The 23724-nt window shown below is 66.8% G+C and carries 21 protein-coding genes and 1 tRNA gene; 12 read left to right on the top strand and 10 right to left on the bottom strand.

The annotated features are described in order from the left end of the window. The first annotated feature begins 93 nt into the window (after window positions 1-93). The 4 genes from def (at window position 94) to CSC78_RS09475 (ending at window position 4366) form a co-directional block, all read left to right on the top strand. The gene (gene def / locus CSC78_RS09490) at window positions 94-606 is read left to right on the top strand and encodes a peptide deformylase (RefSeq protein ID WP_162337669.1); all 513 of its coding nucleotides are present in this window, start codon (window positions 94-96) and stop codon (window positions 604-606) included. A gap of 73 nt (window positions 607-679) precedes the next feature. Then, complete coding sequence (gene fmt / locus CSC78_RS09485) at window positions 680-1600, top strand: methionyl-tRNA formyltransferase (RefSeq protein WP_162337668.1); 921 nt, start codon at window positions 680-682, stop codon at window positions 1598-1600. Beyond that, the gene (rsmB, locus tag CSC78_RS09480; RefSeq protein WP_274379350.1) at window positions 1597-2892 is read left to right on the top strand and encodes a 16S rRNA (cytosine(967)-C(5))-methyltransferase RsmB; all 1296 of its coding nucleotides are present in this window, start codon (window positions 1597-1599) and stop codon (window positions 2890-2892) included. The genes fmt and rsmB overlap by 4 nt, the downstream gene beginning before the upstream one ends. 214 nt (window positions 2893-3106) lie before the next feature. Next, window positions 3107-4366, top strand: a complete 1260-nt coding sequence (locus CSC78_RS09475) for an O-antigen ligase family protein (RefSeq protein WP_162337667.1) — start codon at window positions 3107-3109, stop codon at window positions 4364-4366. Between the two features lie 101 nt (window positions 4367-4467). On the opposite strand, the gene CSC78_RS09470 is transcribed toward CSC78_RS09475, so the two are convergent. The 3 genes from CSC78_RS09470 to CSC78_RS09460 are packed head-to-tail and all read right to left on the bottom strand — an operon-like array spanning window position 4468 to window position 7650. Further along, entirely contained in the window at window positions 4468-5814 is a 1347-nt protein-coding gene (locus CSC78_RS09470) for a glycosyltransferase family 4 protein (RefSeq protein WP_238391223.1), read from the bottom strand. Beyond that, complete coding sequence (locus tag CSC78_RS09465; protein WP_162337666.1) at window positions 5789-6709, bottom strand: glycosyltransferase family 2 protein; 921 nt, start codon at window positions 6707-6709, stop codon at window positions 5789-5791. Before CSC78_RS09465 ends, CSC78_RS09470 begins: the two co-directional genes overlap by 26 nt. Next, window positions 6706-7650, bottom strand: a complete 945-nt coding sequence (locus tag CSC78_RS09460) for a UDP-glucuronic acid decarboxylase family protein (RefSeq protein ID WP_162337665.1) — start codon at window positions 7648-7650, stop codon at window positions 6706-6708. Before CSC78_RS09460 ends, CSC78_RS09465 begins: the two co-directional genes overlap by 4 nt. Before the next feature lie 161 nt (window positions 7651-7811). Between CSC78_RS09460 and CSC78_RS09455 the strand changes: the two genes are divergently transcribed. From CSC78_RS09455 to CSC78_RS09445, 3 genes are all read left to right on the top strand, one after another. Next, entirely contained in the window at window positions 7812-8627 is an 816-nt protein-coding gene (locus CSC78_RS09455) for a glycosyltransferase family 2 protein (protein WP_162337664.1), read from the top strand. After that, on the top strand, window positions 8627-9655 hold the full coding sequence (locus CSC78_RS09450) for a CDP-glycerol glycerophosphotransferase family protein (RefSeq protein ID WP_162337663.1): 1029 nt from the start codon (window positions 8627-8629) through the stop codon (window positions 9653-9655). The genes CSC78_RS09455 and CSC78_RS09450 overlap by 1 nt, the downstream gene beginning before the upstream one ends. A 117-nt stretch (window positions 9656-9772) precedes the next feature. Beyond that, complete coding sequence (locus CSC78_RS09445) at window positions 9773-10603, top strand: glycosyltransferase family 2 protein (protein ID WP_162337662.1); 831 nt, start codon at window positions 9773-9775, stop codon at window positions 10601-10603. 5 nt (window positions 10604-10608) lie between these two features. Here CSC78_RS09445 and CSC78_RS09440 read toward each other — a convergent pair whose 3' ends face one another. The 6 genes from CSC78_RS09440 to CSC78_RS09415 are packed head-to-tail and all read right to left on the bottom strand — an operon-like array spanning window position 10609 to window position 16603. Beyond that, window positions 10609-11661 carry a glycosyltransferase family 9 protein gene (locus CSC78_RS09440; RefSeq protein ID WP_238391228.1) on the bottom strand — a complete coding sequence of 351 codons (1053 nt, stop codon included), beginning with the start codon at window positions 11659-11661 and terminating at the stop codon, window positions 10609-10611. A gap of 2 nt (window positions 11662-11663) precedes the next feature. After that, window positions 11664-12170: a glycosyltransferase family 2 protein gene (locus CSC78_RS09435; RefSeq protein ID WP_162337660.1), complete on the bottom strand. Its 507-nt coding sequence runs from the start codon at window positions 12168-12170 to the stop codon at window positions 11664-11666. A 27-nt stretch (window positions 12171-12197) separates the two neighbouring features. Continuing rightward, a complete protein-coding gene (locus tag CSC78_RS09430) occupies window positions 12198-13730 on the bottom strand; it encodes a PH domain-containing protein (protein ID WP_162337659.1) in 1533 nt (510 codons plus the stop codon). Next, window positions 13730-14224, bottom strand: a complete 495-nt coding sequence (locus tag CSC78_RS09425; RefSeq protein ID WP_162337658.1) for a PH domain-containing protein — start codon at window positions 14222-14224, stop codon at window positions 13730-13732. Before CSC78_RS09425 ends, CSC78_RS09430 begins: the two co-directional genes overlap by 1 nt. Next, window positions 14221-15681, bottom strand: a complete 1461-nt coding sequence (locus tag CSC78_RS09420) for a tetratricopeptide repeat protein (protein ID WP_162337657.1) — start codon at window positions 15679-15681, stop codon at window positions 14221-14223. Before CSC78_RS09420 ends, CSC78_RS09425 begins: the two co-directional genes overlap by 4 nt. Window positions 15682-15703: 22 nt before the next feature. Beyond that, window positions 15704-16603, bottom strand: a complete 900-nt coding sequence (locus CSC78_RS09415; RefSeq protein WP_162337656.1) for a lauroyl acyltransferase — start codon at window positions 16601-16603, stop codon at window positions 15704-15706. 90 nt (window positions 16604-16693) lie between these two features. Here CSC78_RS09415 and dtd point away from each other — a divergent pair, with 90 nt between their 5' ends. From dtd to mdoH, 4 genes are all read left to right on the top strand, one after another. After that, window positions 16694-17134 (top strand): D-aminoacyl-tRNA deacylase, encoded by a 441-nt coding sequence (gene dtd / locus CSC78_RS09410; protein ID WP_162337655.1) that lies wholly within the window; start codon window positions 16694-16696, stop codon window positions 17132-17134. A 100-nt stretch (window positions 17135-17234) separates the two neighbouring features. Beyond that, complete coding sequence (gene rpoD / locus CSC78_RS09405; RefSeq protein ID WP_162337654.1) at window positions 17235-19088, top strand: RNA polymerase sigma factor RpoD; 1854 nt, start codon at window positions 17235-17237, stop codon at window positions 19086-19088. A gap of 170 nt (window positions 19089-19258) precedes the next feature. Beyond that, a complete protein-coding gene (locus CSC78_RS09400) occupies window positions 19259-20779 on the top strand; it encodes a glucan biosynthesis protein (protein ID WP_202924153.1) in 1521 nt (506 codons plus the stop codon). Continuing rightward, a complete protein-coding gene (gene mdoH, locus CSC78_RS09395) occupies window positions 20776-22749 on the top strand; it encodes a glucans biosynthesis glucosyltransferase MdoH (protein ID WP_162337653.1) in 1974 nt (657 codons plus the stop codon). The genes CSC78_RS09400 and mdoH overlap by 4 nt, the downstream gene beginning before the upstream one ends. Before the next feature lie 121 nt (window positions 22750-22870). Here the strand turns inward: mdoH and CSC78_RS09390 are convergent, their stop codons facing one another. Next, window positions 22871-23095 carry a hypothetical protein gene (locus CSC78_RS09390; RefSeq protein ID WP_162337652.1) on the bottom strand — a complete coding sequence of 75 codons (225 nt, stop codon included), beginning with the start codon at window positions 23093-23095 and terminating at the stop codon, window positions 22871-22873. A gap of 321 nt (window positions 23096-23416) precedes the next feature. Here CSC78_RS09390 and CSC78_RS09385 point away from each other — a divergent pair. After that, window positions 23417-23492, top strand: a tRNA-Ile gene (locus tag CSC78_RS09385). The last annotated feature ends 232 nt before the right edge of the window (window positions 23493-23724 follow it).

Below are 23724 nucleotides of genomic sequence, written 5' to 3'. Positions count from 1 at the left end.
ATAGTCCAGAAAACCCGGCGCAACGCAAGCGCCCGCGTTAGAATTCGTGAGGCCTTGCCGGATTCCACTGGCGCCCCCATCCCGAGACGTACCATGGCCCTGCTCCCCATCCTCGAATTCCCCGATCCGCGCCTGCGCACGAAGGCGGTGCCGGTCGACGCCGGTCATGTGACGACGCCCGCATTCCAGCGCCTGCTCGACGACATGTTCGAGACCATGTACGACGCTCCCGGCATCGGCCTGGCTGCCAGCCAGGTGGACGTGCACCAGCGTTTCATGGTGATCGACATCAGCGAAGAGAAGAACCAGCCGCAGGTCTTCATCAACCCCGAGCTGAGCGACAAGGGGGGCGAGCAGGTGTACCAGGAAGGCTGCCTGTCGGTTCCGGGCATCTTTGCCGACGTCACCCGCGCCGACGAGATCACCGTGCGTTTCCTCGACCGCCAGGGCCAGCCGCAGGAACTGCGCGCCGACGGTCTGCTGGCGGTGTGCATCCAGCACGAGATGGACCACCTGGACGGCAAGCTGTTCGTCGACTACCTCTCGCCGCTGAAGCGCGAAATGGTGCGCAAGAAGCTGGCCAAGCAACGCAAGCACGTGGCCTGATCGCCGCGCCGCGGAACCGGGCGTACGGGATGCTCCCGCCGGTTCCGTCCTTCCCCTACTCATATCGGTCCCCATGAGAATCGTCTTCGCCGGCACGCCGGCTTTTGCCGTTCCCTGCCTGCGCGCGGCCCATGCCCACCATGAAGTCGTCGCGGTCTACACCCAGCCCGACCGGCCGGCCGGCCGCGGGCGTGGCCTGACGCCCTCGCCGGTGAAGCTGGAGGCGATCCAGCGCGGCATTCCGGTCTTGCAGCCGGTGTCGTTGAAGAAGAAGTCCACCCAGGATGCGCTGCGCGAGATGCAGCCTGACGTGATGATCGTGGTGGCCTACGGCCTGATCCTGCCGCAGGCGGTGCTCGACATTCCGCAGTACGGCTGCTGGAACGTGCACGCCTCGCTGCTGCCGCGCTGGCGCGGTGCGGCGCCGATCCAGCGCGCGATTGAAGCCGGCGACGATGAAACCGGCGTCTGCCTGATGCAGATGGAAGCCGGTCTCGACACCGGCCCGGTGCTGTTGGCGCAGAGTCTGCCGATCGGGCCGGACGACACGGGCGGGCAGTTGCACGACCGCCTGTCCGATCTGGGTGCGCAGGTGTTGCGCGATGCGCTGGGCCTGCTGCGCGCCGGCGTGCGCTTGCCGCCGCATCCGCAACCGGAGGTGGGCGTCGAGTACGCGCACAAGCTGGACAAGGCGGAGGCGAAGCTGGACTGGGCGCAGCCGGCCGAGGTGCTGGCGCGCAAGGTCCGTGCCTTCAATCCGTGGCCAGTCGCCGAAGCGCAGGTCGCCGGCGAGCGCCTGCGCATCCATGGCGCGGTGGCGGTCGAGCAGGCGCATGCGGCGGCACCGGGCACGCTGTTGACCGCCAGCCGGCAAGGGCTCGACATCGCCTGCGGGGCCGGCGTGCTGCGCCTGCGCGTGGTCCAGCGCGAGGGCGGCAAGGCGATCACCGCCGCCGACTATCTCAACGCAAGGCGCGACCTGGTGTCGTCGTGACCACGCAGGCCGGCGTGGCCGTGCGGGTGATGGCGGCACGGGTGGTGGATGCCGTGATGTACCGCGGCCGTTCGCTGAAGGCCGAACTGGCGGCGAACCTGCCCCGGATCGAAGACCCGCGCGATCGCGCATTGCTCGAGGCGATCTGCTTCGCGGTGCTGCGTTCGCGTGCCCGCAGCGAGGCCGCGCTCGCAGCCTGGATGCCACGGCCGCTGGGGCGCGCCGACAACGAACTGCGCGCGCTGCTGCATGTCGGCTTCGCGCAACTGGTGGTCATGGAGTTGCCGGCCCATGCGGCCCTGTCGGCGACCGTCGAGGCGGTCCGTGCGCTGGGACGTCCGCATCAGGACAAACTGGTCAATGCACTGCTGAGGCGCGCGCAGCGCGAAGGGCTGCCGTCCGCGCCCGCCGATGCCCTGTGGCCCGCCTGGCTGCGACGGCAGGTGCGCGAGGACTGGCCGTTGCAGGCCGATGCGATCTTTGCCGCCAGCCAGCAGGAGGCGCCGCTGTGGTTGCGGGTCAACCGGCGGCATGGCAACCGTGACGACTATGGGCAACGGCTGCTGGACGCGGGCATCGAGGCGGAAGTTCCGGACGGGGTGCCGGACGCGCTGCTGCTCCGCGCTCCGGTGGCTGCGACGGGTCTGCCCGGATTCGCCCAAGGCGATGTGTCGGTGCAGGATGGCGCCGCGCAACGCGTGGCGGACCTGCTGGACGGGCTGCCCGCCGGTGCGCGGGTGCTGGACATGTGCGCGGCGCCGGGCGGCAAGTCCGCGCATCTGCTCGAGCGCGACCCCATGCGGCGCCTGCTGGCGATCGATGTGGATGCGCGCAGGCTCCAGCGCGTGCGTGAGACCTTCGATCGCGTCGGTGTGCAGGCCGACATGAAGCCCGCGGACGCGGCCGATCCCTCGGCATGGTGGGACGGTGAGCCGTTCGATGCGGTCCTGTTGGATGCGCCCTGTTCCGCCATGGGCATCGTGCGCCGCCAACCCGATGTGCTGATGCATCGGCGTGCCGACGACCTGGTGGCGCTCACTCGCCTGCAGGCACGCCTGCTCGATGCCGCGTGGCAGGTGCTGCGTCCGGGCGGACGCCTGGTCTACACCACCTGCTCGATCCTGCGCGCCGAGAATGCGCTGCAGTTGGAGGCATTTCGCGCACGCCACGCCGCGGCGCTGGTCGAGTCGCTCGATGAAACGTGGGGGCATGCCGATGGGGGTGGTCGACAGCGGCTGCCGGGCGAATGCGACATGGACGGATTTTTCTATGCCGTCCTGCGGAAAGCGTGATTCGCGCAGCAGTGCTCGGTAACGCCACGCGCGTAGTGATGCACTGCTGACGTTCCATTCCCTGAGTGCGCGATACTGACGACGAAGGCAGCGTGCCGCTGTTCACCTCGCCTTGACGTGGCGGGGACGGAGTAGGCGCAGACTCCGTCGTCATGGTCGGTTCGCACACGCTGCCTTCATGAACGTGTCGTCGCGCAGGGAAGGATCCAAGGCAATGCAAGGCAGGAGCCATCGTCGACAGGATGTCGCGCGCGTGTTCGCGTGGCTGTCAGGATTCAGTGCCCCTGCCTTGCTGGTGGTACCCAAGGGACTGGGTGCGTTCGCCATGCTGATGCTTGTGGCCACAATGCTGGCGCTGCCGGATGCCTGGCGTGGTCGTGACGCGCGCACACCGCGTGCCTTGCATCTCTTGCTGGGTACAGCGTCGGCGGTCCTGGCCGTCGCCGCGCTTTCCATGTGCGGCAGCGGCGCCGACCTGTCCGCGCTCGACAATCCCTCGCGCGCCTTGCTGCTGCCGTGGTGTGCCTGGCTGGCATGGTCCACGTGCATGCGCGCGACGAGTCTCTGGTATGGCGCGCTGGCGGGATTGGCGCTTGCGTTCACGATCTCGATGGCGCAGGCGTCGTGGGGCGTGGAGCGCGCGGGCGGCGAGGCCAACCCCATTGTGTTCGCGAACGCCGTGCTGGCGCTGCTGGTGGTGGGCGTGTTCTGCCGGCCGGCACGCAACGGATTCTCGATGCAGTTGCTGCTGGCCGCGCTGGTGGCGCTAGCCGTGGTCGCCGTGATCCTCAGTGGCAGCCGTGGCGTGCTGCCCGGTCTCGGGCTGGTGCTACTGATGCTGCTTGCCGGCAACGAAGCACGGCATCGCGGGTGGCGGCTGGGCGCGACCGGCGTCGCGCTGGCGCTGCTGCTGGCCGCGTTGTGGACGGTGCCGTGGCTGTCGGCGCAGTTCCGGTTCGACCAGTTGCACGCGGACGTGGCGGGTTACGCGCAGGGTCAGGTGGACCAGCCGATCAGTGCGCGGCTGGCGTTGTGGTCGGTGGCGTGGGATGCATTCCGTGAGGCGCCGTTCACGGGTGTGGGGATCGAGGCCTTCAAGTCGCGGGTCGACGCCAGCCTCTACTGCCAGGGCGCGTCACGGCATTTCTGCGGACTGGAGCATGCGCACAACGATGTCGCGCAGTGGGCCGCCACGATGGGAATTCCGGGTCTGGCGGTTTTGCTGGCGCTCTATGGCGTGCCGCTGGCGATCGCGACTCGTCAAATCCGCCGTAACCGCCTGCACGCACCCGTCGGTCCCTCCTGGGCCGCGGGGATGCTGGTGTTCGCCTACCTGGTGTCCGGGCTGACACAGTCGATGTTCTCCCATGCCCTCAGCACCAGCGCCTACGTGGTGCTGGTCGGACTTTTGCTGGGCATGGGGATGGTGCCTCGCGACGCTGCGGGGACTGCGGAGGAAAACGGCTCGGAATAGCGCTGTCCGCAGGAGAGATGCAGGAAGGCGTGAGGTGTCCGTTCGGCGCAGTCCATCCGGGCAAAGGATGCGTCACCGCAACCCGATATTCCGCGAGCGCCTCACCAGACACTCGGCGGATCGGCCACGGGTTGAGGTGAGGCAGGCATGTCCGGCATCTGCATCGGCCCGTGGCGCCGTGGTTGGCCGTCTTCGCCGATGAGCCTGCCCGTGGACGCCAGGTCCTGGCTCGGATTGGGCTCGGAGTCGAGCGAGGGCACGCCTGCCAGCAGCCGCGCATAGACAGCCTCGGTGTGATCGAGGAAGGTTCCGATGCCGAATTCGGCGAGCGCGTGATCGCGGGCCGCCTTGCCGCGGCGCAGGACGTCTTCGCGGTCGTTCAGCATGTCGCGCAGCGCCGCCGCCATCGCGGCGTGTCCATGCACCGGCACGATCCAGCCATCGGTGCCGGGGCGGATGTTCTCCGGCAGGCCGGCGTAGTCGGTCACCATGACCGGCTTGCCCATCGCCATCATCTCGCGGCAGGCGAAGGAGATCGTTTCGATGTCATGGGACAGCACGAAGCCGGCATCCAGTCGGGCAATCATCGGACGCACGTCGTCCAGCAGGCCGGGAAAATGGAAGCGGTCCTGCAGCCCGGATCGCGCAAGCATCTCCCGCTGGGCCGCAGACGGCGGGTGGCCGGCAATGACGACCTGGATGCGGTCGCGCTCGTCCGGCGTCAGCAACGCCAGCGCCGCCATCAGGTCGGTCCATCCCTTGTAGTCCGCCGTGCCGGCGTTGCTTCCGATCCAGAGCTGTCGCGCATCCGCGCGGTCGGCTGGTTCGGCAGGTGAGTAGAACGCGGTGTCGACGCCGTTGTAGACGGTTTCCGGTTGGCATCGACGATAGGGGGTGTGGCTCAGCTGGCGGCGCACGAATTCGCACACCGCGATCACCTTGTCGGTCCCGAAGCGCGCACGCCACGCATGTTGCAGGCCGCGCATCGGCTTGGTGTTGTGCTTCGTCAGCACGACCAGGGGGCGGGGCTGCAGGCCTCTCAGGGCCGCGATCACGAGACGGTGATCCGCCGACCCGTTCACGTGCACGATATCGAAGCGATGTTCCTCGAGGTACGCCCGCAGGTGTGCGCAGGCGCGCCTGCGGGCGGGCCGCAGGCGCAGGCCGTTGGGATAGGTCTGGGTGAAGGCGTGGAGGCGCGGGATCTCCCGAGCTTCACGCAGCAGCCGACTGTCCTCCGGTGCCGCGACGTGCACTTCGTGCCGAACGGACAGTCCGCGCGCTAGTTCGCGGATGTAGGTGGTGTGTCCCCCGCCGCTGCCGCTGTGGAAATTGGTGTACAGGAGTTTCATGCGGTGGTCGGGGTGGTAAGCGGGGCGCAAAAGCCGCCGCTGCTGTGACGGAAGTTCGTTGGCAGCACTTTCACCGTTTCGCTCGCTGCTTGGCACGAAAATAGAGCTTCACGATACTCAGGCTCCTTTCTACCTTCTTGAATATGCTGGTGCGGTCACGCCAACATACCTCCATGTAGCGCCGGGTCTCGCTCCAGTCCGGCGCGGGCTTGGTTTTGTATTCCAGCTTCGCTAACTCGAGGCAGGAGTCGTCCAGGCCGGCCACGCGCGCGTAGTGTCCGATCAGGCCGCGAGACCGCAAGCGATTGTGATAGACCTCTGTATCACCACGCTGAGACCACCAGCCATTCTTCCCGTGTATCCGATATTCGACTTGGCCGGTAGGGACGTAGCATTTCCTCGCGCCCTGAAGGCTGGCGCCATACACCAGGCAGTTGTCGGCCGATAGTCGCCATATGCGTGCCAGTTCTTCCGGGAGGCTCAGCGCCCATGTCGCCACGGCGCTACGCATGGACAGGGCCGATGTCGGCGCTCCGTACCAGTACGTGAGCGCATAAGTGCTGACGGCGGTGTATCCCAGATCCACCATGTGAGGTGCAAACCGCAAATGGGCCTGCTCGTTCCCGAACAGGATGATGTCCGAGAAGATGAATCCGACGTCAGGTCGCTGATCGTAGACGCGCGCGATCTGCTCAAGATAGTCGGGACCCCAGCGGTCATCGGCATCGAGGAAACAGGTGATCGTCGAAGCGACGAGCGACATCCCGCGCTGGAACGCAGTCAGCTGGCCGCCGTTCTCACTGAAAATCAGATTGATGCGGCTATCAGCGCCAAACTTATCCTGGAGGACTTGCCTGGATGCGTCTGTCGATCCGTCGTCGATCACGATGATCTGGTTGGCTGCGCGATTTTGTCGCAGAACGCTTTCAATCGCCTCTACCACGAAGCTCTGGTAGTTGTAGTTGGTGATGATGACGGCGTACGTAGTCATGCTGCGTCCTGCAGCAGTCGGCGGAAATATGCGATCGTCTCTTTCAGCCCGTCATCCAGGCTTACTCTAGGCTCCCAGCCTAGCTTCTCGCGCGCCAGTTCGATGTCGGGCTGGCGTTGGCGCGGATCATCGTGTGGCAGCGGCATGTAGGTTAGCTTCGAGCGTCCGCCCACCAGCGATAGTACTTTTTCCGCGAGTTCCAGCATGCTGAATTCGCCCGGGTTTCCGATGTTGATCGGGCCGGTGAAGCCTCGCTCGGTAGACATCATCCCCTGCATCGCATCGATCAGATCGTCGACGTAGCAGAAGCTGCGCGTCTGGCTTCCGTCGCCATAGATGGTGATGTCTTCGCCACGAAGCGCTTGCACCACAAAGTTGGAAACCACCCGGCCATCGTTCGGATGCATGCGCGGGCCGTAGGTGTTGAATATCCGTACCACCTTGATGTCCAGTTTGTGCTGCCGGAAGTAATCGAAGAACAATGTCTCCGCGCAGCGCTTGCCTTCGTCGTAGCAACTACGGATGCCTATGGGGTTGACCCGACCCCAGTAGTTCTCTTTCTGGGGATGCACCTCCGGGTCGCCGTATACCTCGCTAGTTGATGCCTGCAGAATCCGGGCGTCAAGGCGCTTGGCAAGTCCGAGCATGTTGATGGCGCCATGCACGCTCGTCTTGGTCGTCTGCACGGGATCATGCTGATAGTGCACCGGCGACGCAGGGCATGCGAGGTTGTAGATCCCGTCCACCTCTACGTACAACGGAAACGTCACGTCGTGGCGCATCAGTTCAAAGGAGGGGTGACCTAGCAGGTGCGAGATGTTCCGTTTGCTGCCGGTGAAGAAATTGTCTAAGCAGAGAACGTCGTGACCTTGTTCAACCAGTCGCTCGCACAGATGCGAGCCCAGAAAGCCGGCGCCGCCGGTAACCAGAATGCGTTGCATGGGGGCTGGGGCAAAGTGATGTGTGATTAACAATTGTCCGGGCTGCGTGCCCCCCGGACAGCAGGGGTCTTGCCATCGAGACAGCCCCCAGTCAGAAATTGCGCGGCAACCGGGACTTCGCGGCCCTCCCCGGGAGGGCCCACGCCCCCTAGAATGTGACGATGCCAAACTTGCCCTTCTCCCTCGTCGTCATCGCCCACAACGAGGGGTTGAACATCGCCCGCTGTCTGGACAGCGTCCCGCTCGCAGCGGACAAGCTGGTGGTGGACAGCGGCAGCACCGACGACACCATTGCCGTCGCGCAGGCACATGGCGCCAGGGTGGTGCACCAGGACTGGCTGGGGTTCGGTCCGCAGCGCAACTTCGCGAGTACCCAGGCGGCGCATGACTGGATCCTGGTCCTGGATGCCGACGAGTTCCTGTCTCCCGAACTGGCAGCGCAACTCGAGAAGGAGTTGCCGGCGCTGATGGCATCGGCGAAGGCCGGCGCCTGGTTGCGCCGTCGTACCTGGCTGATGGGGGCGCCGATGCGCTGGTACCGGCCGATGGTCGGCGAGCGGATGGCGCGCCTCTACCATCGCGGCCGTGCGCGCTGGACAGATGCGCGCGTGCACGAATCCCTGCGGTTCGATGGCGAGACGGTGGAGTTCAAGGCGCCGTTCAACCATGTCGACAACCCCAGCCTGGTGCACAAGCAGCTGAAGGTATTGCGCTACAGCGAGCTGAAGGCGCTCGACTGGCGCGACAAGCGGCGGCCGGTCTACATGTGGCTGACGCCGCTGGTCTACCTGTCCAGCTTCATCAAGGATTACCTGCTGCGCCTGGCGTTCCTGGACGGCTGGCGTGGTTTCATCATCGCGCAGACCGCGGCCAGCTACGCCATATACAAACGCATGCGCTACTACGAGATGCAGCACAATCCCCCATCCATCGACGCCGCGCACCGCAAGCTCGCCCACCACGAACTGGAACACTGATGGCCAAGCACTACCTCCTCTACGGCTCCGAGCGCTATGCGCTGGCGATCCTGCGGCCCGTGCAGGAGGCCATCCGTGCGCGCGGCGGCGAGGCTGCCTGGTTCTTCGACGGCCCCGGCGCCGAGGATCTGCATCCCGACGAGAAGCTGCTGACGACGACCGAGGAGGTCCGCCGCTGGAACGCCATCGCCGTGATCACCGGCAGCAATGCGGTGCCGCACTTCTTCCCCGGCGTGAAGGTGGAAACCTTCCATGGCTTCGATGCCGGCAAGCCGCGCCATATCTACATCCGGGGATTCTTCGACCTGTACTGCACCACGGGGCCGCGCGACACCGCGCAGTTCAAGGCCATCGCCGACAAGGTGGGCCACTTCAGCGTGGTGGAGACCGGCTGGCCGAAAATCGATCCCTTCATGCAGGAGATCGCCGGTGACCTGCCGCCGGTGCGCCAGCCACCGGTGATCCTCTACCACTCCACGTTCTCGCCGTCGTGGAGCGCGGCGGAAACGCTGTACGAGGAAGTGAAGCGGCTCTCGCGCACCGGCGAGTGGAAGTGGATCGTGACCTTCCACCCCAAGATGAGCCTGGACACGGTGGCGAAGTTCCGCGCGCTGGAGAACGAACACCTGCGCTTCGCCGACGACGACAACATCCTCGAGCTGTTCCCGCAGGTGGACATGATGTGCTCGGACACCTCGTCGGCACTCAACGAGTTCCTGCTGACCCACAAGCCGGTGGTGACGTTCAAGAACCGCCGTCCCGGCCCGCAGTTGATCGATATCGACGATCCTGCGCAGTTCGAACCGGCGATCCGCCGCGCACTGTCGCGGCCGCCGGAATTGATGCGGGCCATCGTCGATTACGCCGACAGCATCCATCCCTACCGCGATGGCCGTTCGAGCGAGCGTGTGCTGGAGGCCATCGATGCGTTCATCGCTGCGGGCGCGCGCAATCCCAGGCCCAAGCCGATGAACCTGTGGCGCAAGCTGAAGATCCGCCGGCGCATCGGCTATTGGGGCCCGGCCTGAGGCCTGAGGCCGGAGACTGGCGGTGCTGCTGGCTGTCATCCGGCCCAGGGACAATCCGTGCGGGAACAAGCGTCGCCCCGATGGGGCGTCGCCGCTGTTGGCGTATGGAGAGGCACCATGAAGATCACCGTCATCGCCAGTACCTACAACGCCGAGGAATGGCTGGAAAAGGTCCTGCTGGGCTACCGCTGCCAGACCTGGCGCGATTTCGAGCTGATCGTGGCGGACGACGGGTCGCGCGAATCGACCCGCGCGCTGGTGGAACGGTTCGCCGCCGACTATCCGTTGCCGCTGCGGCATGTCTGGCACGAAGACGAGGGCTATCGGCGACAGGAAATCCTCAACGTCGCCATTCTGGAAGCGCGGCACGACTACCTCCTGTTCACCGACGGCGACTGCATCCCGCGGCGCGATTTCGTGCAGGTCCATGCCGAGCAGGCGGAGCCGGGCCGGTTCCTCTCCGGCGGCTACTGCAAGCTGAGCATGAAACTCAGCAAGGCGATCGGTCCCGACGATATCCGTGACGGACGCGCCTTCGACCGCAGCTGGCTACGCGCGCAGGATCGGCTCGGCCTGTCGAACACGCTGAAGCTGGGTGCCGGTACCGTGACGGCGAAGCTGCTGGACACCATCACCACCACGCGGCCGACGTTCAACAACTGCAATTCATCGGCCTGGAAGTCGGACCTGCTGGCGATCAACGGCTACGACGAGCGGATGAAGTACGGCGGGCCGGATCGCGAGCTGGGAGAGCGGCTGGAGAACAACGGCATCCGCGGCAAGCAGGTCCGCCACCGTGCCGTCTGCGTGCACCTGGACCATGCGCGCGGCTACAAGACCCGCGAGTCGGTGGAGCGCAACCTCGCCATCCGTGCGCAGACGCGTGCGCAGCGCATCACCTGGACACGGTACGGCATCGACAAGTCCGCCGGCAGTCCGGCGGGCTGAACGCCTCAGCCGGCGTCGCGGTCCGGCAGCGTCGACCATGCGGCGATCACGTCGGTCGCCGGGATGTCGCGCACACGGCTGGTTTCACCCCGTTCGCCGCCCAGTACCGTGATCGCACCGGGTCCGATCGGGCGCCATTTCGCCGGCGACGCCGCCCCGAACATCACCACCAGCGGGCAGCCAAGCGCCGCCGCCGCATGCGCAGGACCGGTGTCCACCGAGACCAGGCTGTGTGCCTGTTCAAGCAACGCGAGCAGGCGTGGGATCGGCAGTTCGCGCGCGGCGTTGTGCATGCGGGGATCGTGACCGGCCGCGGTCGCGATCTCCTCCAGTACCCCGTGCTCGGCGGGCGATCCGCAAAGCACGATGCGAGCCTCCGGCAGGTCGCGCCATATCGAAGCCGCCAGCGCGGCCCATGCCGACGGCGGCCAGTACTTGGGGTGCGAGGCCGTCGCCACATTGCCCCGCTTGTGCGTGCGCTTGTTGCCGGGCTGGAACAGCACGCAGGGGCCTTCCAGTCCATGTCCGGCACGCCATCGGGCTAGGTCGCGGCGATCCTCTTCGGTGATCCGCAGGCGCGGATACAGGTACTCGAGCGGATCCACCTCGCGCGTCGGATACGCGTGCCCGGGATCGCGCATGCCGATCCGCAGCCAGCGGTCCGGCCACAGGCGCGTGATGCCGTCGCTTTCGTCGTCGTCCCGGGTGCGTTGCACGCGGTCGTCCGGATGCAGGCCGGCACGCGTCAGCAGCTGCAGTGTCGCGGCATCGGTGTCGCAGACGTAGACGGGGCCGCGGCCGCGTGCGCGCAGCCAGCGGATGGCGGCCCACTGGCTGGGACACAGCAGGTAGGGCGTGTTGCGGCTGGTGACGATCCGGACGTGTCCGATCTCCGGCAGGGGCTCCAGCAGGGGGCCGGTCCAGCCTCCTGAGCCCAGCACATCGACAGGCTGGCCGTACCGTGCATGCAGCAGCCGGACCATGGTGGTCAGCATCACCACGTCGCCGAAGGCGCCACAGCGCACGACCAGGGGAGGCGCGGAGGTCGCGTCGTTCACGGTCAAGCGGACTTCCTCAACTCATGCAGATGTCGATACTTGCGAATCACGGCGCGCGCGTGGTTGGCATGGAACCACCAGCCCTGGCGACCGTCGCGCCAGGCACCGCGCAGCAGATACATCATCGGCCAGTAGGCGGCCGCATGCGTCCATGGGCTGATCGCGGAGCAGCGCTTGCCGTCCTCGTGCCGCTGTTCGGTCCACAGGCGCGCATAGCGGTCGTTCTTGTCGCTGCCGTCGGCGAGCCACTCGTCCGCGTCCATCAGCAGCAGCCAGGGCTGCGTGGCACGGCGGATGGCTTCGTTCGTCTGCTCTGCGAAACCCAGCCAGTCCTGGTGTTCGACACGCGCGCCGTACGACTGCGCCAACACGACCGTTCCGTCGTCGGATCCGCAGTCCAGCACCAGGATCTCGCTGCACACATCACGCACCGAAGCGAGGCAACGACCCAGCCGGTCGGCCTCGTTCCTGGTGATGATGACGGCGGAGAGGGGAAGCGGGGACGTCATGGCGTCGGAACCTGGATCAGCATCGGGTCACCAGTGCAGGCGTCGCCGTGCCAGCGCCGTGGTCAGCCGTTCGTGGACGACCACGGCGTCGGCCTCGGGTATGAAGCGCAGCGCCAGCGGCGCGGACATGCCGCTCGCGCCGGCCGTGTCCAGCCACAGCGTCGCGGTGCCCATGCGGTGGTCCAGCGGCGAGCGCGACAGCCGTAGCGCCTGCAGCTTGTCGATCTCGGCGAAGCGCCAGTAGCGGGACCACCAGCCGCTGCGCACGGCGACCAGGTGGTCGTCCAGCGCCCATCCGATCCGATGCGCCTGCCGGCGTGCGGCGTACGCGGCCGCGAGCATCCACGCCAGCCCCGGTAACCACACCCAGGCACCGAACTGCCAGGCGACCAGGGCCGTCACCGGCAGCAGCCATGCGAGCGAAGGCAGCCACAGGCGCCAGCGCGCGGACGCATCGACCGCCCGCCAGTCGTCGCGCGGCCAGTGCGCCTGCGGCAACAGGTGGGAGATCAGCGCGTCGCAGGCCTCGGGTGGCGCGATGGGGGCGACATCCTTCAGTGCGCGCGTGTCCTGCTGTCCCGATTTCTCGGCGACCGCCGTGTCGATGCGCAGCGAGCGGCGCCCGAACAGCCGATGCAGCACGCCTTCGTGCAGCGTCCACGCCTGGATGCGCCGACGCGCCACGCTGGTGCGCAGGCGCGCGAACAGGCCGCGTTCCACCATCAGGCGGCGCGGCTCCTCGGTCAGTCGGAAACCATGGAACTGCGACAGCGCCAGCGCGACGGACAGCAGGCGCACCAGCGCCAGCGCGACACCGATCAGGGCGACGCCGCCGACGGCGCCGGTCAGCCAGCCCAGGTGCAGGCCCTCGGCATAGCCATAGGCCTGTTTCGCGCCCTGGCGGAAGAACTGCGCCATCACGTTCTCGGGCAGGATCTGCCACGCGGCGCCGAAGCCGGCGGCCACCACGATCATGCCGCGATTGGAGATCAGGCCCAGCCGTAGCACTTCCATCGTCGACAACGACAGCAGCGTGGTGCCTTCGTCGCGCGGCGCCGCTTCCTGCCCGGGGGCAACCGGTGCGGTTCCGTGCGACTGGTGGCGCACCAGGTCTTCCAGTGCGAGCGCATCGTGCAGGCCGAGCACGCGCATCTGCGCTTCCGGCTTGGTGCCGCCGGCCGATTCCAGCCGGACTTCGGCCACGCCGAACACGCGGTGCAGCAGCGACTGGTGCACGACCACGTTGTGGATGCGCGAGAACGGGATCTCGCGGCGCGAGCGGTGCAGCAACCCTTCGCGTACGGTCAGTCCGTCGCGCCCGATCGTGTAGCGATACGTGAAGTACTGCAGGATGGCCAGGACCACCAGCACCGTGATGCCGATGACGGGCGCGAGCGAAGCCCACAGCTCGCCGTCGCCACTGCTCCTGCGCGCGCCGAACACCACCAGCGCGACCAGCGGGAAGATGAACTGCTTGAGCTGCTGCAACAGCACGAACAGCCACGACCAGGGATGCAGGCGGCGTTCGTCCGGCGACGCGCCCTGGCGTGCTCCGTCCATCACAGGGCGTCGTCGTGGTCGACCTGGGTCGCCAGCCGCTCTCGCAGCCGCTCCGCATCGTCCGCATCCAGGCCCGAGACGCTGACGGAGGCCATGCGCGTACCGGCCGTGTGCACGACCAGCGTGGACAGCCCGGCGCTGCGCTCCAGCGGCCCGCGCTTCAGGTCGAGGTGTTGCACGCGCGAGATCGGCACGTGCGTTTCGCTCTGCCACCAGTTGCCGCGGCGCACGGCGAAGCCGCGGTCGTCGAGGCGCCAGCGCGTGCGCCGGTGGCGCTTGACGGCGACCCAGGCACCCACTGCGGCACCGACGATGGCCGCGACCGGCACCGCCAGCCAGGGCGACACGATATCCGTCGACCGGGAAATGAAGAACACCGGGAAACCGAGCGGGAACAGCAGCGTCGCCCCGCCGAGTGCGGCCAGCCAGGCGCCGCGGCCGGGCAAGGCATGCCACGCGTCGGTCGAAGGTGCATCAATGCCGGGGGATGTCACTGCTTGCCTGTCCTGAGTTCGTCGATCATGCGGTAGTCGAGCACATAGTCGCGCCCGGCGCGATAGCGGTTCAGACGCGCCTTCATCCGCTTCAGCGTCGCCGTCCGGTCGCGGCCCGTGTACTCGGGATCCGCGCCCATCTTCGTCACGGCAAGCTGCTGGAACCGGACCGCCTGCGGGAAGTCGCGGTTGGCGGCCAGCGCTGCGGCCACGGTGTCGAGTTCATGCCATTTCAGGGTGTCTTCGCGCCCGATCATGTACTGCGCGAGTGCCAGGGCCTGGGCAGGATCACGCTGGCCCTCCACCGGGCAGGTGGCCCAGATCCAGACGCGCTCGTTGCGCGCGCTTTCCACGCCGGCTTCTTCGGCGCGCGTGGCCCACTCGGCGGCCTGCCTGCAATCGCGCGGCAGCCCGGCCATGCCATCCAGGTAGTAGTTGGACTGGGCCAGCAACGCGTCGGGTGGCGTGCCTTGGGCGGCCGCACGTTGCAGGTGGGGCAGGGCGCGCAGCGCGGCCGCGTCCGTCTGCCCGTCTTTGCCGTCGGTGATCGCCATGAAGGCCATCCAGGCCGCCAGGCCATGTCCGTTCTGGCTGGCCTTCTCCCACCATGCCAGGCCGGCGGCTTCGTCCTTGGGCGCGATGGCCGGCATCTCGCCCACGTAGGTGATGCTGCCCGCGGCGTACTGCGCGAGCGCATCGCCATCCTCCGCCTTGCGGAAAATGGCACGCACGCGCAGCTGCAGCCACTGGGCGTAGTCGGGCCAGGCCTCGTTGAGCCGTGTCCGCCTGGCGGCGTCGTCCAGCGGCGCGCGGTCCAGGGTGGCCAGACTGGGCGCCGGACCTTTCAGTGCATTGGAGATCGACATTTCCAGCACACGGGATTCGTTCATCCCGGTACGCCGGATCTGCTCGTCCATGACGGTGGACATATCACCCACCATCGACATGTAGAGGAAGCGCCAATGGCCGTCTTCGCGAACGAACGCCGGCCCGAAATGGAATTGCGTTTCCGTCGGCGGGCTCAGTTCCCCGATGGCCTGGTCGCCCAAGACGGTGACATGCGACAGGCTAGGCAACGCCATTCCCGCCTGGGGCGCCCGCACATTGATCCAGCCGCGACCCACGCACAGCGTGGCAACCGCGCGAGCGTCCATGGCCTGCAGGGCGTCGTCGGTCTGCGAGGCCCGCAGAAGGTAGACGACGATGCGATCGAGGACCGGCAGGCGGCGCAGCTGCTCGGTCGAGGCATACAGCGCCATGTCGCGGAGAAACCCCACATGCGCCAGGCTGGACGCCGACAGCATGTCCACGGACTCGATCTTGTCCTGGCTGCTCAGGGCGCTGTAGCGCTCCCAGGTCCGCGACACGTCGTTCATCGTGGACACGTCCTGTGTCGCCCATGCCGGCAGCGCCAGCACGCCAGCCAACATCCCGGTCAGCCATCCCCGTATCCGCATCGTCGTCCCCTGTCCGTTCCCCTCAGCGGTAGGGTGTGTCCTCTCCGCTGCCCGCAGGCCGCAGCGTATAGCGTTTGTACGTCCACTGGTACTGCGCGGGATCGCGGCGCGCGATCCGTTCGACGGTTTCGTTGAGCGCGGTGACCGCTGCCACCGGATCCGCATCCGCGATCGCCGGGGATGCGGGTTCGACGTGCAGCGCGAAGTCCGGCCCGGGTCCGATCCGTTCGCACCAGGCGAACAGGACGACCGCGCCGGTGCGCTCGGCAAGCCGCGATACCAGCGTCATGGTCAACGCCTGCTTGCCGAAGAACGGTGCGAACTCGCCGTCGCCGGCCTTGGGCTGCTGGTCCGGCAGGATGCCGACCGCGCCGCCTTCCTTGAGCACCTTCCACAACTGGCGCACGGCCGGGCCTTCCGCGCGCACCTGGCGGATGTTGTCGGCGCCCCGCACGCGCAGCAGGAAGGCGTCGCCCGCGGGCGAGGCTGGTGGGCGATAGACGATGGCCAGCGGGCCGCGCGATGCCAGCCATTGGTTGAGCAGTTCCCAATTGCCGAAATGCGGCGCGGCGACGATCACGCCCTTGCCGCTGGCCAGCGCGGCGTCATACAGCGCCTCGCCGTGGCGCTCGCGCAGGTGGGCGAGGTTCTCGGCGGGCGGGCGGGTCCAGAAGCGGAGGGTTTCAAGGGCCTGCCGCGCCGTTGTGCGGAGGATCGCGCGATGCAGGTCCTCGCGCTGGCTGGGCAGCAGATCGGGGTAGGCGATCTCGAGGTTGCGCCGCGTCACCCGGCTCTCCCGCGCATCCGCCTTGCGCCACGCCCATGCCATCACGTCGCCGAGCGCGCGCAACCAGGACCAGGGGAGGCGCCCGAGCAGGGCGGCAGCGTGGTAGCCGAGGGCGGCGAGGGTGTCCGGTTTCATCCGTCGAGTGTAGCCAACCCGGATGGCAGGCCCTGGTGGTCCGGAGGTGGAGCGCCGTTATCCTGTCGCTCTCCGTCCGGATGTCTGCCCATGCTTTCCCTGATCCAGCGCGTGACCCGGGCCTCTGTGGCCGTCGATGAGCTTGTCGTGGGAGCCATCGACGGCGGCCTGCTTGCGCTGGTCGCGGTGGAGCCGGGAGACGGCGATGCGCAGATCGCGCGCATGGCCGAGCGTCTGCTGGGGTATCGCGTGTTCGCCGACGAGGCCGGGCGCATGAACCGCTCCCTGACCGACACGGGCGGTGGCCTGCTGCTGGTCAGTCAGTTCACGTTGGCTGCGGATACCCGGTCGGGGATGCGCCCCAGCTTCACCACGGCCGCCCCTCCCGCCGAGGCTGAACAGGGCTTCAACCAGCTGGTCGCAATCTGTCGCCAAATGCACTCAGGGAGGGTGGAAACGGGCCGTTTCGGTGCCCATATGGTGATCAGCCTCGTCAACGACGGGCCCGTGACCTTCCTGCTCCGTCCCTGACGTTTCCCCCTTGCCGGGCACCAGGTAGCAGGAACCCAAGCCGGTCCGGGCTGGTATAATACGGGGTTCTCCCTTCCTCACTCCCGGTGGCGCAACCTCCATGGCCAACGAACGTCCTGCGCAGCAGTCCGACATCAAGCTCTTGATCAGCAAGGGCCTGGAGCAGGGCTATCTGACCTACGCCGAAGTCAACGATCACCTGCCGGACGACCTGGTCGACCCGGAGCAGATCGAGGACATCATCGGCATGATCAACGGCATGGGCATCGACGTCCATGAAGTTGCCCCCGATGCCGAAACCCTGCTGCTCGCCGACGGCAACACCGGCAACCGCGAAGTCGACGAGACCGCGGCCGAAGAAGCGGCCGCCGCGCTGACCTCGCTGGACACCGAAGGCGGCCGCACCACCGACCCCGTGCGCATGTACATGCGCGAGATGGGCACCGTCGAGCTGCTGACGCGCGAAGGCGAAATCGCCATCGCCAAGCGCATCGAGGAAGGCCTGGGCCAGGTGCAGGCGTCGCTCGGCAACTTCCCGTGGTCCATCGAGCTGCTGCTGGAAGAGTACGAACTGCACAAGGCCGGCAAGAAGCGCTTGGCCGAAGTCGTGGTCGGCTTCAACGACGTCGAAGAGCCGACGCCTGAAGTGCCGGCCGCCGAAGAAGCCTCGGATTCCGCCGAAGAGGCGGACGAAGACGACGACGGCGACGACGACACCGCCGAGGAAGCCGCGCCGACCGGTCCGGATCCGGAAGAGGTCGCGCGTCGCATGCAGGTGCTGGCCGACGGCTACACCAAGTTCAAGAAGTCGTACGCCAAGAACGGTGCAGACAACAAGGCGGTCGCCAAGCTGCGCGCCGAACTGGCCGAGACCTTCGTCACGCTGAAGCTGCCGCTGCCGCTGACCGACACGCTGGTCCGCAAGCTGCGCGAGGTCGTGGCCCAGGTGAAGGACCACGAGCGCCGCGTGCTGCACCTGTGCGCCAACGTCGCCAAGATGCCGCGCAAGGAATTCCTGCGCGCGTGGGAAGGCAACCAGACCAACCTCGGTTGGGTGGACGAAGTGCTGAAGCGCAAGCAGAAGTGGTCGTCCGGCCTGCGCGACGTGCGCGAGCAGATCGTCGCCGAGCAGGAAGCCACCATCGCCGTCGAACAGGCGATGCACCTGACGCTGGCCGACATCAAGGACATCAGCCGCGCGATGGCCTACGGCGAAGCCAAGGCACGCAAGGCGAAGAAGGAAATGGTCGAGGCCAACCTGCGCCTGGTCATCTCCATCGCCAAGAAGTACACCAACCGCGGCCTGCAGTTCCTCGACCTGATCCAGGAAGGCAACATCGGCCTGATGAAGGCCGTGGACAAGTTCGAGTACCGCCGCGGCTACAAGTTCTCCACGTACGCCACGTGGTGGATCCGCCAGGCCATCACTCGCTCGATCGCCGACCAGGCGCGCACCATCCGCATCCCGGTGCACATGATCGAGACGATCAACAAGCTCAACCGCATTTCCCGCCAGATGCTCCAGCAGTACGGCCGCGAGGCCACGCCGGAGGAGCTGGCCAAGGAAATGGACATGCCCGAGGACAAGATCCGCAAGGTCATGAAGATCGCGAAGGAACCGATCTCCATGGAAACCCCGATCGGCGACGATGAAGACTCCCACCTGGGCGACTTCATCGAGGACACCAATGTCGAGTCCCCGATCGAGAACACCACCAACATCAATCTCTCGGAAACGGTCCGCGACGTGCTCGCCGGCCTGACCCCGCGGGAGGCGAAGGTGCTGCGCATGCGGTTCGGCATCGACATGAACACCGATCACACGCTGGAAGAAGTCGGCAAGCAGTTCGACGTCACCCGCGAGCGCATCCGCCAGATCGAAGCGAAGGCGCTGCGCAAGCTGCGCCACCCGTCGCGGTCGGAGCAGCTGCGCAGCTTCCTCGACATCGACTGACGCATCCGCCAACGAGATGCACCAAACAGACGCGGCCCCGATGGGCCGCGTTTGTTTTTGGTGCAGGCCGCGCGACGCCATGACGCCAGCCTTTTCATCTTCATCACGCACGCCTGCATAGACTGACGGTACCCCACGAGCAAGACTTCCGCGTGCAGCGACGGGACGCAGTGAAATCCGTCCTCGCCATGGCGTTGCTGGGCACCATGCCCCGCGTGATGGCGCAGGCCTCCACAGCGGCGAACACCGCCGCACCACTTGCACGATTCGACTTGGAAACGGTTCCACGCCTCGCGCAGGCGATGGCGAAACAGCCCTTCCGCGCGCCGGACGACCGCCTGCCTGCCGCGTTGGCCGCCGATTACGATGCCTACCGCGACCTGCGCTTCGATCCGGAACAGGCGATCTGGCGCCGCGAAGCCCTGCCGTTCCAGTTGCAGATGTTCCATCGCGGTTTCCTGTTCAAGCAGCGCGTGGATCTGCATCTGGTGCACGACGGCGTCGCCACGCCGCTCGTCTATTCGCCGGGAATGTTCTCCCTGCCACCCGGCGTCGGCGCGGAGTTGGGAGAAGACACCGGGTTTGCGGGATTCCGCGTGCATGCGCCGCTCAACCGGGCGACGGTGTATGACGAACTGATCGTCTTCCTGGGCGCAAGCTACTTCCGCGCGCTCGGCAAAGGACACCTCTACGGTCTGTCCGCGCGCGGGTTGGCGCTGGGCAGCGGCGATCCTGGCGCGGAGGAGTTCCCCGTCTTCCGCGCCTTCTGGATAGAGCAGCCCGCATCCGGTGCGGACCATCTGGTCGTCCACGCACTGCTCGACAGTCCCAGTGTCACGGGTGCATTCCGTTTCGCGATCCGGCCCGGCGGAGAGACGATCATCGATGTGCAGTCGCGCCTGTATCCGCGCGTGGATCTTGCCCGTGCGGGTATTGCGCCGTTGACCAGCATGTTCGAGTTCGACGCCGGCGACCGTGTGGATATCGACGACTACCGTCCTGCCGTGCACGATTCCGACGGACTGGCGATCCTCGATGGCGCAGGCGAGCAGATATGGCGGCCGTTGGGCAATCCGCCGCGCGTCAGGATCAGCGGCTTCACGGATGCGCGCCCGAAAGGCTTCGGCCTGATGCAGCGCAAGCGCCACTTCGCCGACTACGCGGATACGGAAGCGCGTTACCACCAGCGGCCGAGCCTCTGGATCGAACCCGTGGGCGACTGGGGCGACGGCGCGGTGGTGCTGGTGGAGATTCCCACCGCCGACGAATACCACGACAACATCGTGGCGTTCTGGCGGCCGCAGCAGCCCTTGCGTGCTGGCCGCGAATACCGTTTCGATTACCGCATGCACTGGTGCGACACGCACCGCTCGGAGGCAGCGCTGGCCACCGTCGGCGCCACCCGCATCGGCGCGGCCCCGGACGCGACACGGCGCCTGGTGGTGATCGACCTGGAAGGCGGGCGCCTGGCATCCATCGCCCACGACACGACGCTGACGCCCGACGTGTGGGCGGCCCATGGCGACGTCGTGAATGCAGTCGCGTATCCGAATCCGGAAGCGGGCGGATGGCGGCTGAGCTTCGAATTCCGTCCCCATGGGGACAGACATGATGTGGAACTGCATGCGCGCGTGCTGGAGGGGCACGTGCCGCTGTCCGAAACCTGGCTGTACCGCTGGAGCCCGCCATGAACGACCGAACCCCGCATTCCTCCCCTCTGCAGAATGAGTGGCTGCCCCTCGAATCCCCCCTGCCCATGCCCGTGCAGGAACTGCGCGAGGGTCGTCTTCCATCGCGTGTTCCGCCTACGTCCCCCGCCGGGATCGGAGGACGTCGCGCGCTGGTGATGGGCGTCGCAGCGATGCTGACGATCTTCGCGACCTACCAGGTGTGGTGGGTGCTGCGGGGCGATGGCATCGACGTACTCGAGGGCATCCTGCTCGTGCTGTTCGTCGCGCTGTTCGCGTGGATAGCGCTCTCGTTCTCGAGCGCCCTGGCAGGCTTCGTCATGCTGCTCGCGAGGCGTTCGCATCCGCTGGGTATTGATCCGGATGCGCCGTTGCCCACGCTGACCCAGCGCACCGCGCTCCTGGTGCCGACCTACAACGAAGATCCGTGGCGGGTCCTCGCGGGTGTGCAGGCGATGCACGAATCGCTGGCGGAGAGCGGGCAGGGGGATCGCTTCGACTTCTTCATCCTGAGCGATACGACCAGGCCGGACACGCAGCAGGAAGAACTCGCGGCCGTGCGGGAATTGCTGCATCGGCTCGGCAGCGGCGCCCGCGTGTTCTACCGGCGTCGCCAGAAAAACACCGAGCGGAAGGCGGGCAACATCGCCGAGTGGGTCCGTCGTTTCGGTGGTGCCTATCCGCACTTCCTCATCCTGGACGCCGACAGCCTGATGACCGGCGACACGCTGGTCCGGCTGGCCGCGGCCATGGAGCGGCAGCCCGCGCTGGCGCTCGTGCAGACGCTGCCGATGATCGTCAACGGGCGCACGTTCTTTGCGCGCATGCAGCAGTTCGCCGGCCGCGTGTACGGGCCTGTCGTCGCGCACGGTATCGCGTGGTGGCATGGTGCCGAAGGCAACTACTGGGGCCACAACGCCATCATCCGCACCGCGGCGTTCGCGCGGCACGCAGGGCTGCCGCATCTGGGAGGCGGAAAGCCGTTCGAGGGCGCGGTACTGAGCCATGACTTCGTCGAGGCGGCATTGCTGCGGCGGGGTGGCTGGGCGGTGCACATGGCGCCGGGCCTGGGCGGCAGTTTCGAAGAGGGCCCGCCCTCGTTGACCGACATGCTGGTGCGTGATCGACGCTGGTGCCAGGGCAATCTGCAGCATGGTGCCGTGCTGCCCGCACGCGGCCTGCACTGGATCAGTCGCCTGCACCTGCTGGTGGGCATCGGCCACTACTTCACCGCGCCGATGTGGGCGATGCTGATGCTGGTCGGCCTGGCGATCCCGCTGCAGCAGGCGGGCTTCCATCTGGACCAGCCGCAGCTGGCGGGATTCACGCCTGCGCTGTACTGGCGCGGTGGCGACCCCGAACGCTTCCTGTGGGTCTTCTACTTCACCATGGCGGTGCTGCTTGCCCCGAAAGTGATGGGCTGCATCGCCACGATGCTGGACCCTGCGCTCCGGCGGCAATGTGGCGGCGCCGCCCGCATCGCCGGCAGTGCGCTGCTGGAAACGGCGATGGCGGCGCTGATGGCACCCGTCACCATGTACGTGCAGTCGCGTGGCGTGGCGGAAGTGCTGGCCGGCCGCGACTCGGGCTGGGAAACCCAGCGTCGCGACGACGGCAGCGTCGCGCTCGCCGGCCTTGTGCGGCGATATGCCGGGCTGACGCTGTTCGGCCTCTTCTGCGGCGTGCTCGCCTACCTCGTGTCGCCGGCGCTGGCGGCGTGGATGGCGCCGGTGATCCTGGGCATGGTGCTGTCGGTGCCGATCAACATGGTGACCGCGTCGCCCCGAGTCGGAGGCCGCCTGTGTGCCGCAGGGTGGTTCCGCACCCCGGAGGACACCACGCCCCCGCCCGTGCTCGCCCGCGCGCTCGAACTTCGTTCCCGGAACGAGGGCATGCCTTCAATCGTTGAAGCCTCCGGCACAACGCTGTCGCTGAGGAGCTATGGCCCGATGGTCGGCGCAGAGGACGCGTGATCCGATGCTGCCGGGGCTTTTCGGCATGCCGCGAATTCCGCTTCTTGCCTAAGCGACCTGGAACAAGGCGCCTTGGCACTGTCGGTGCCGCTGTCAACGACGCCTGATCGGCCGCTCCGGCTCAGCTCCGGCCCCAGCCATGGTCCCGCGCCAGTCGAATGGCCGCCCGCTCCGCCGCCTCCGTCGAGGCGTGCCGGGATGTCGTGATCACGTCGCCCCTGGCGGTCTGGTTCGCCACACGAAACATGGCCCGGGCCTGCCAGTAGCTCAATCCGGAAGCGTCGGTCCTCTGCAATATCTGGACTGTCAGCTGGTGTCCATTCTCAGTGATCGTCTTCACCGTCATGCTTCATCCAACCCCGTGCCGCACGCGCCGGATTCTATTCCGCGACGCGCCCATTTCAACCGTCGAGACGTCGGGCTACGGAACGCCACTGGCAACGGGCCATGTCCCGTAACCGAGCTACGGTGAAGAACGCCACGCGCGCGGGTGAGGACGCTGCACCCACCCGCCGACAAGGGGCTGGAAGACTCACGCAATGGCCGAACGCTATACTCACGCGGCTCCAATGCGGCGCGCGATGGACCGCTGCGGAACCGGCTTTCCGGAAGCAGGGGTACACCGGATTGCACCGGGCATCGCACACATCCGCTTGAAAGCATCGTCGGGCCTATAGCTCAATGGTTAGAGCAGAGGACTCATAATCCTTTGGTTCCAGGTTCGAGTCCTGGTGGGCCCACCATAAAGCAATCCGGCAGTATCCGGATTCTGCGCGATCCAGCCAAGTTTGGCCATTTGGGACAAACCTTGATGGATGTCCGACAAGTTTGGCCGCTTGGGGCAGGGGGACTAGGCGGTGCGTGGACGGGTACTCCAACTTAAATGGCGTCAAAGTTGACGCTATCTCGTAGGAAAGTAGTTCCACCAGTTAATGCATGGCCGTAATCAACGCAGTGCCGTCCACAATGCGGGGT

This window comes from Pseudoxanthomonas japonensis (assembly GCF_010093445.1).
GTDB classification, from domain to species: Bacteria; Pseudomonadota; Gammaproteobacteria; order Xanthomonadales; family Xanthomonadaceae; genus Pseudoxanthomonas_A; species Pseudoxanthomonas_A japonensis.
Note: the sequence above shows the minus strand (reverse complement) of the source record. Positions and strands in the feature narration are given on the sequence as shown.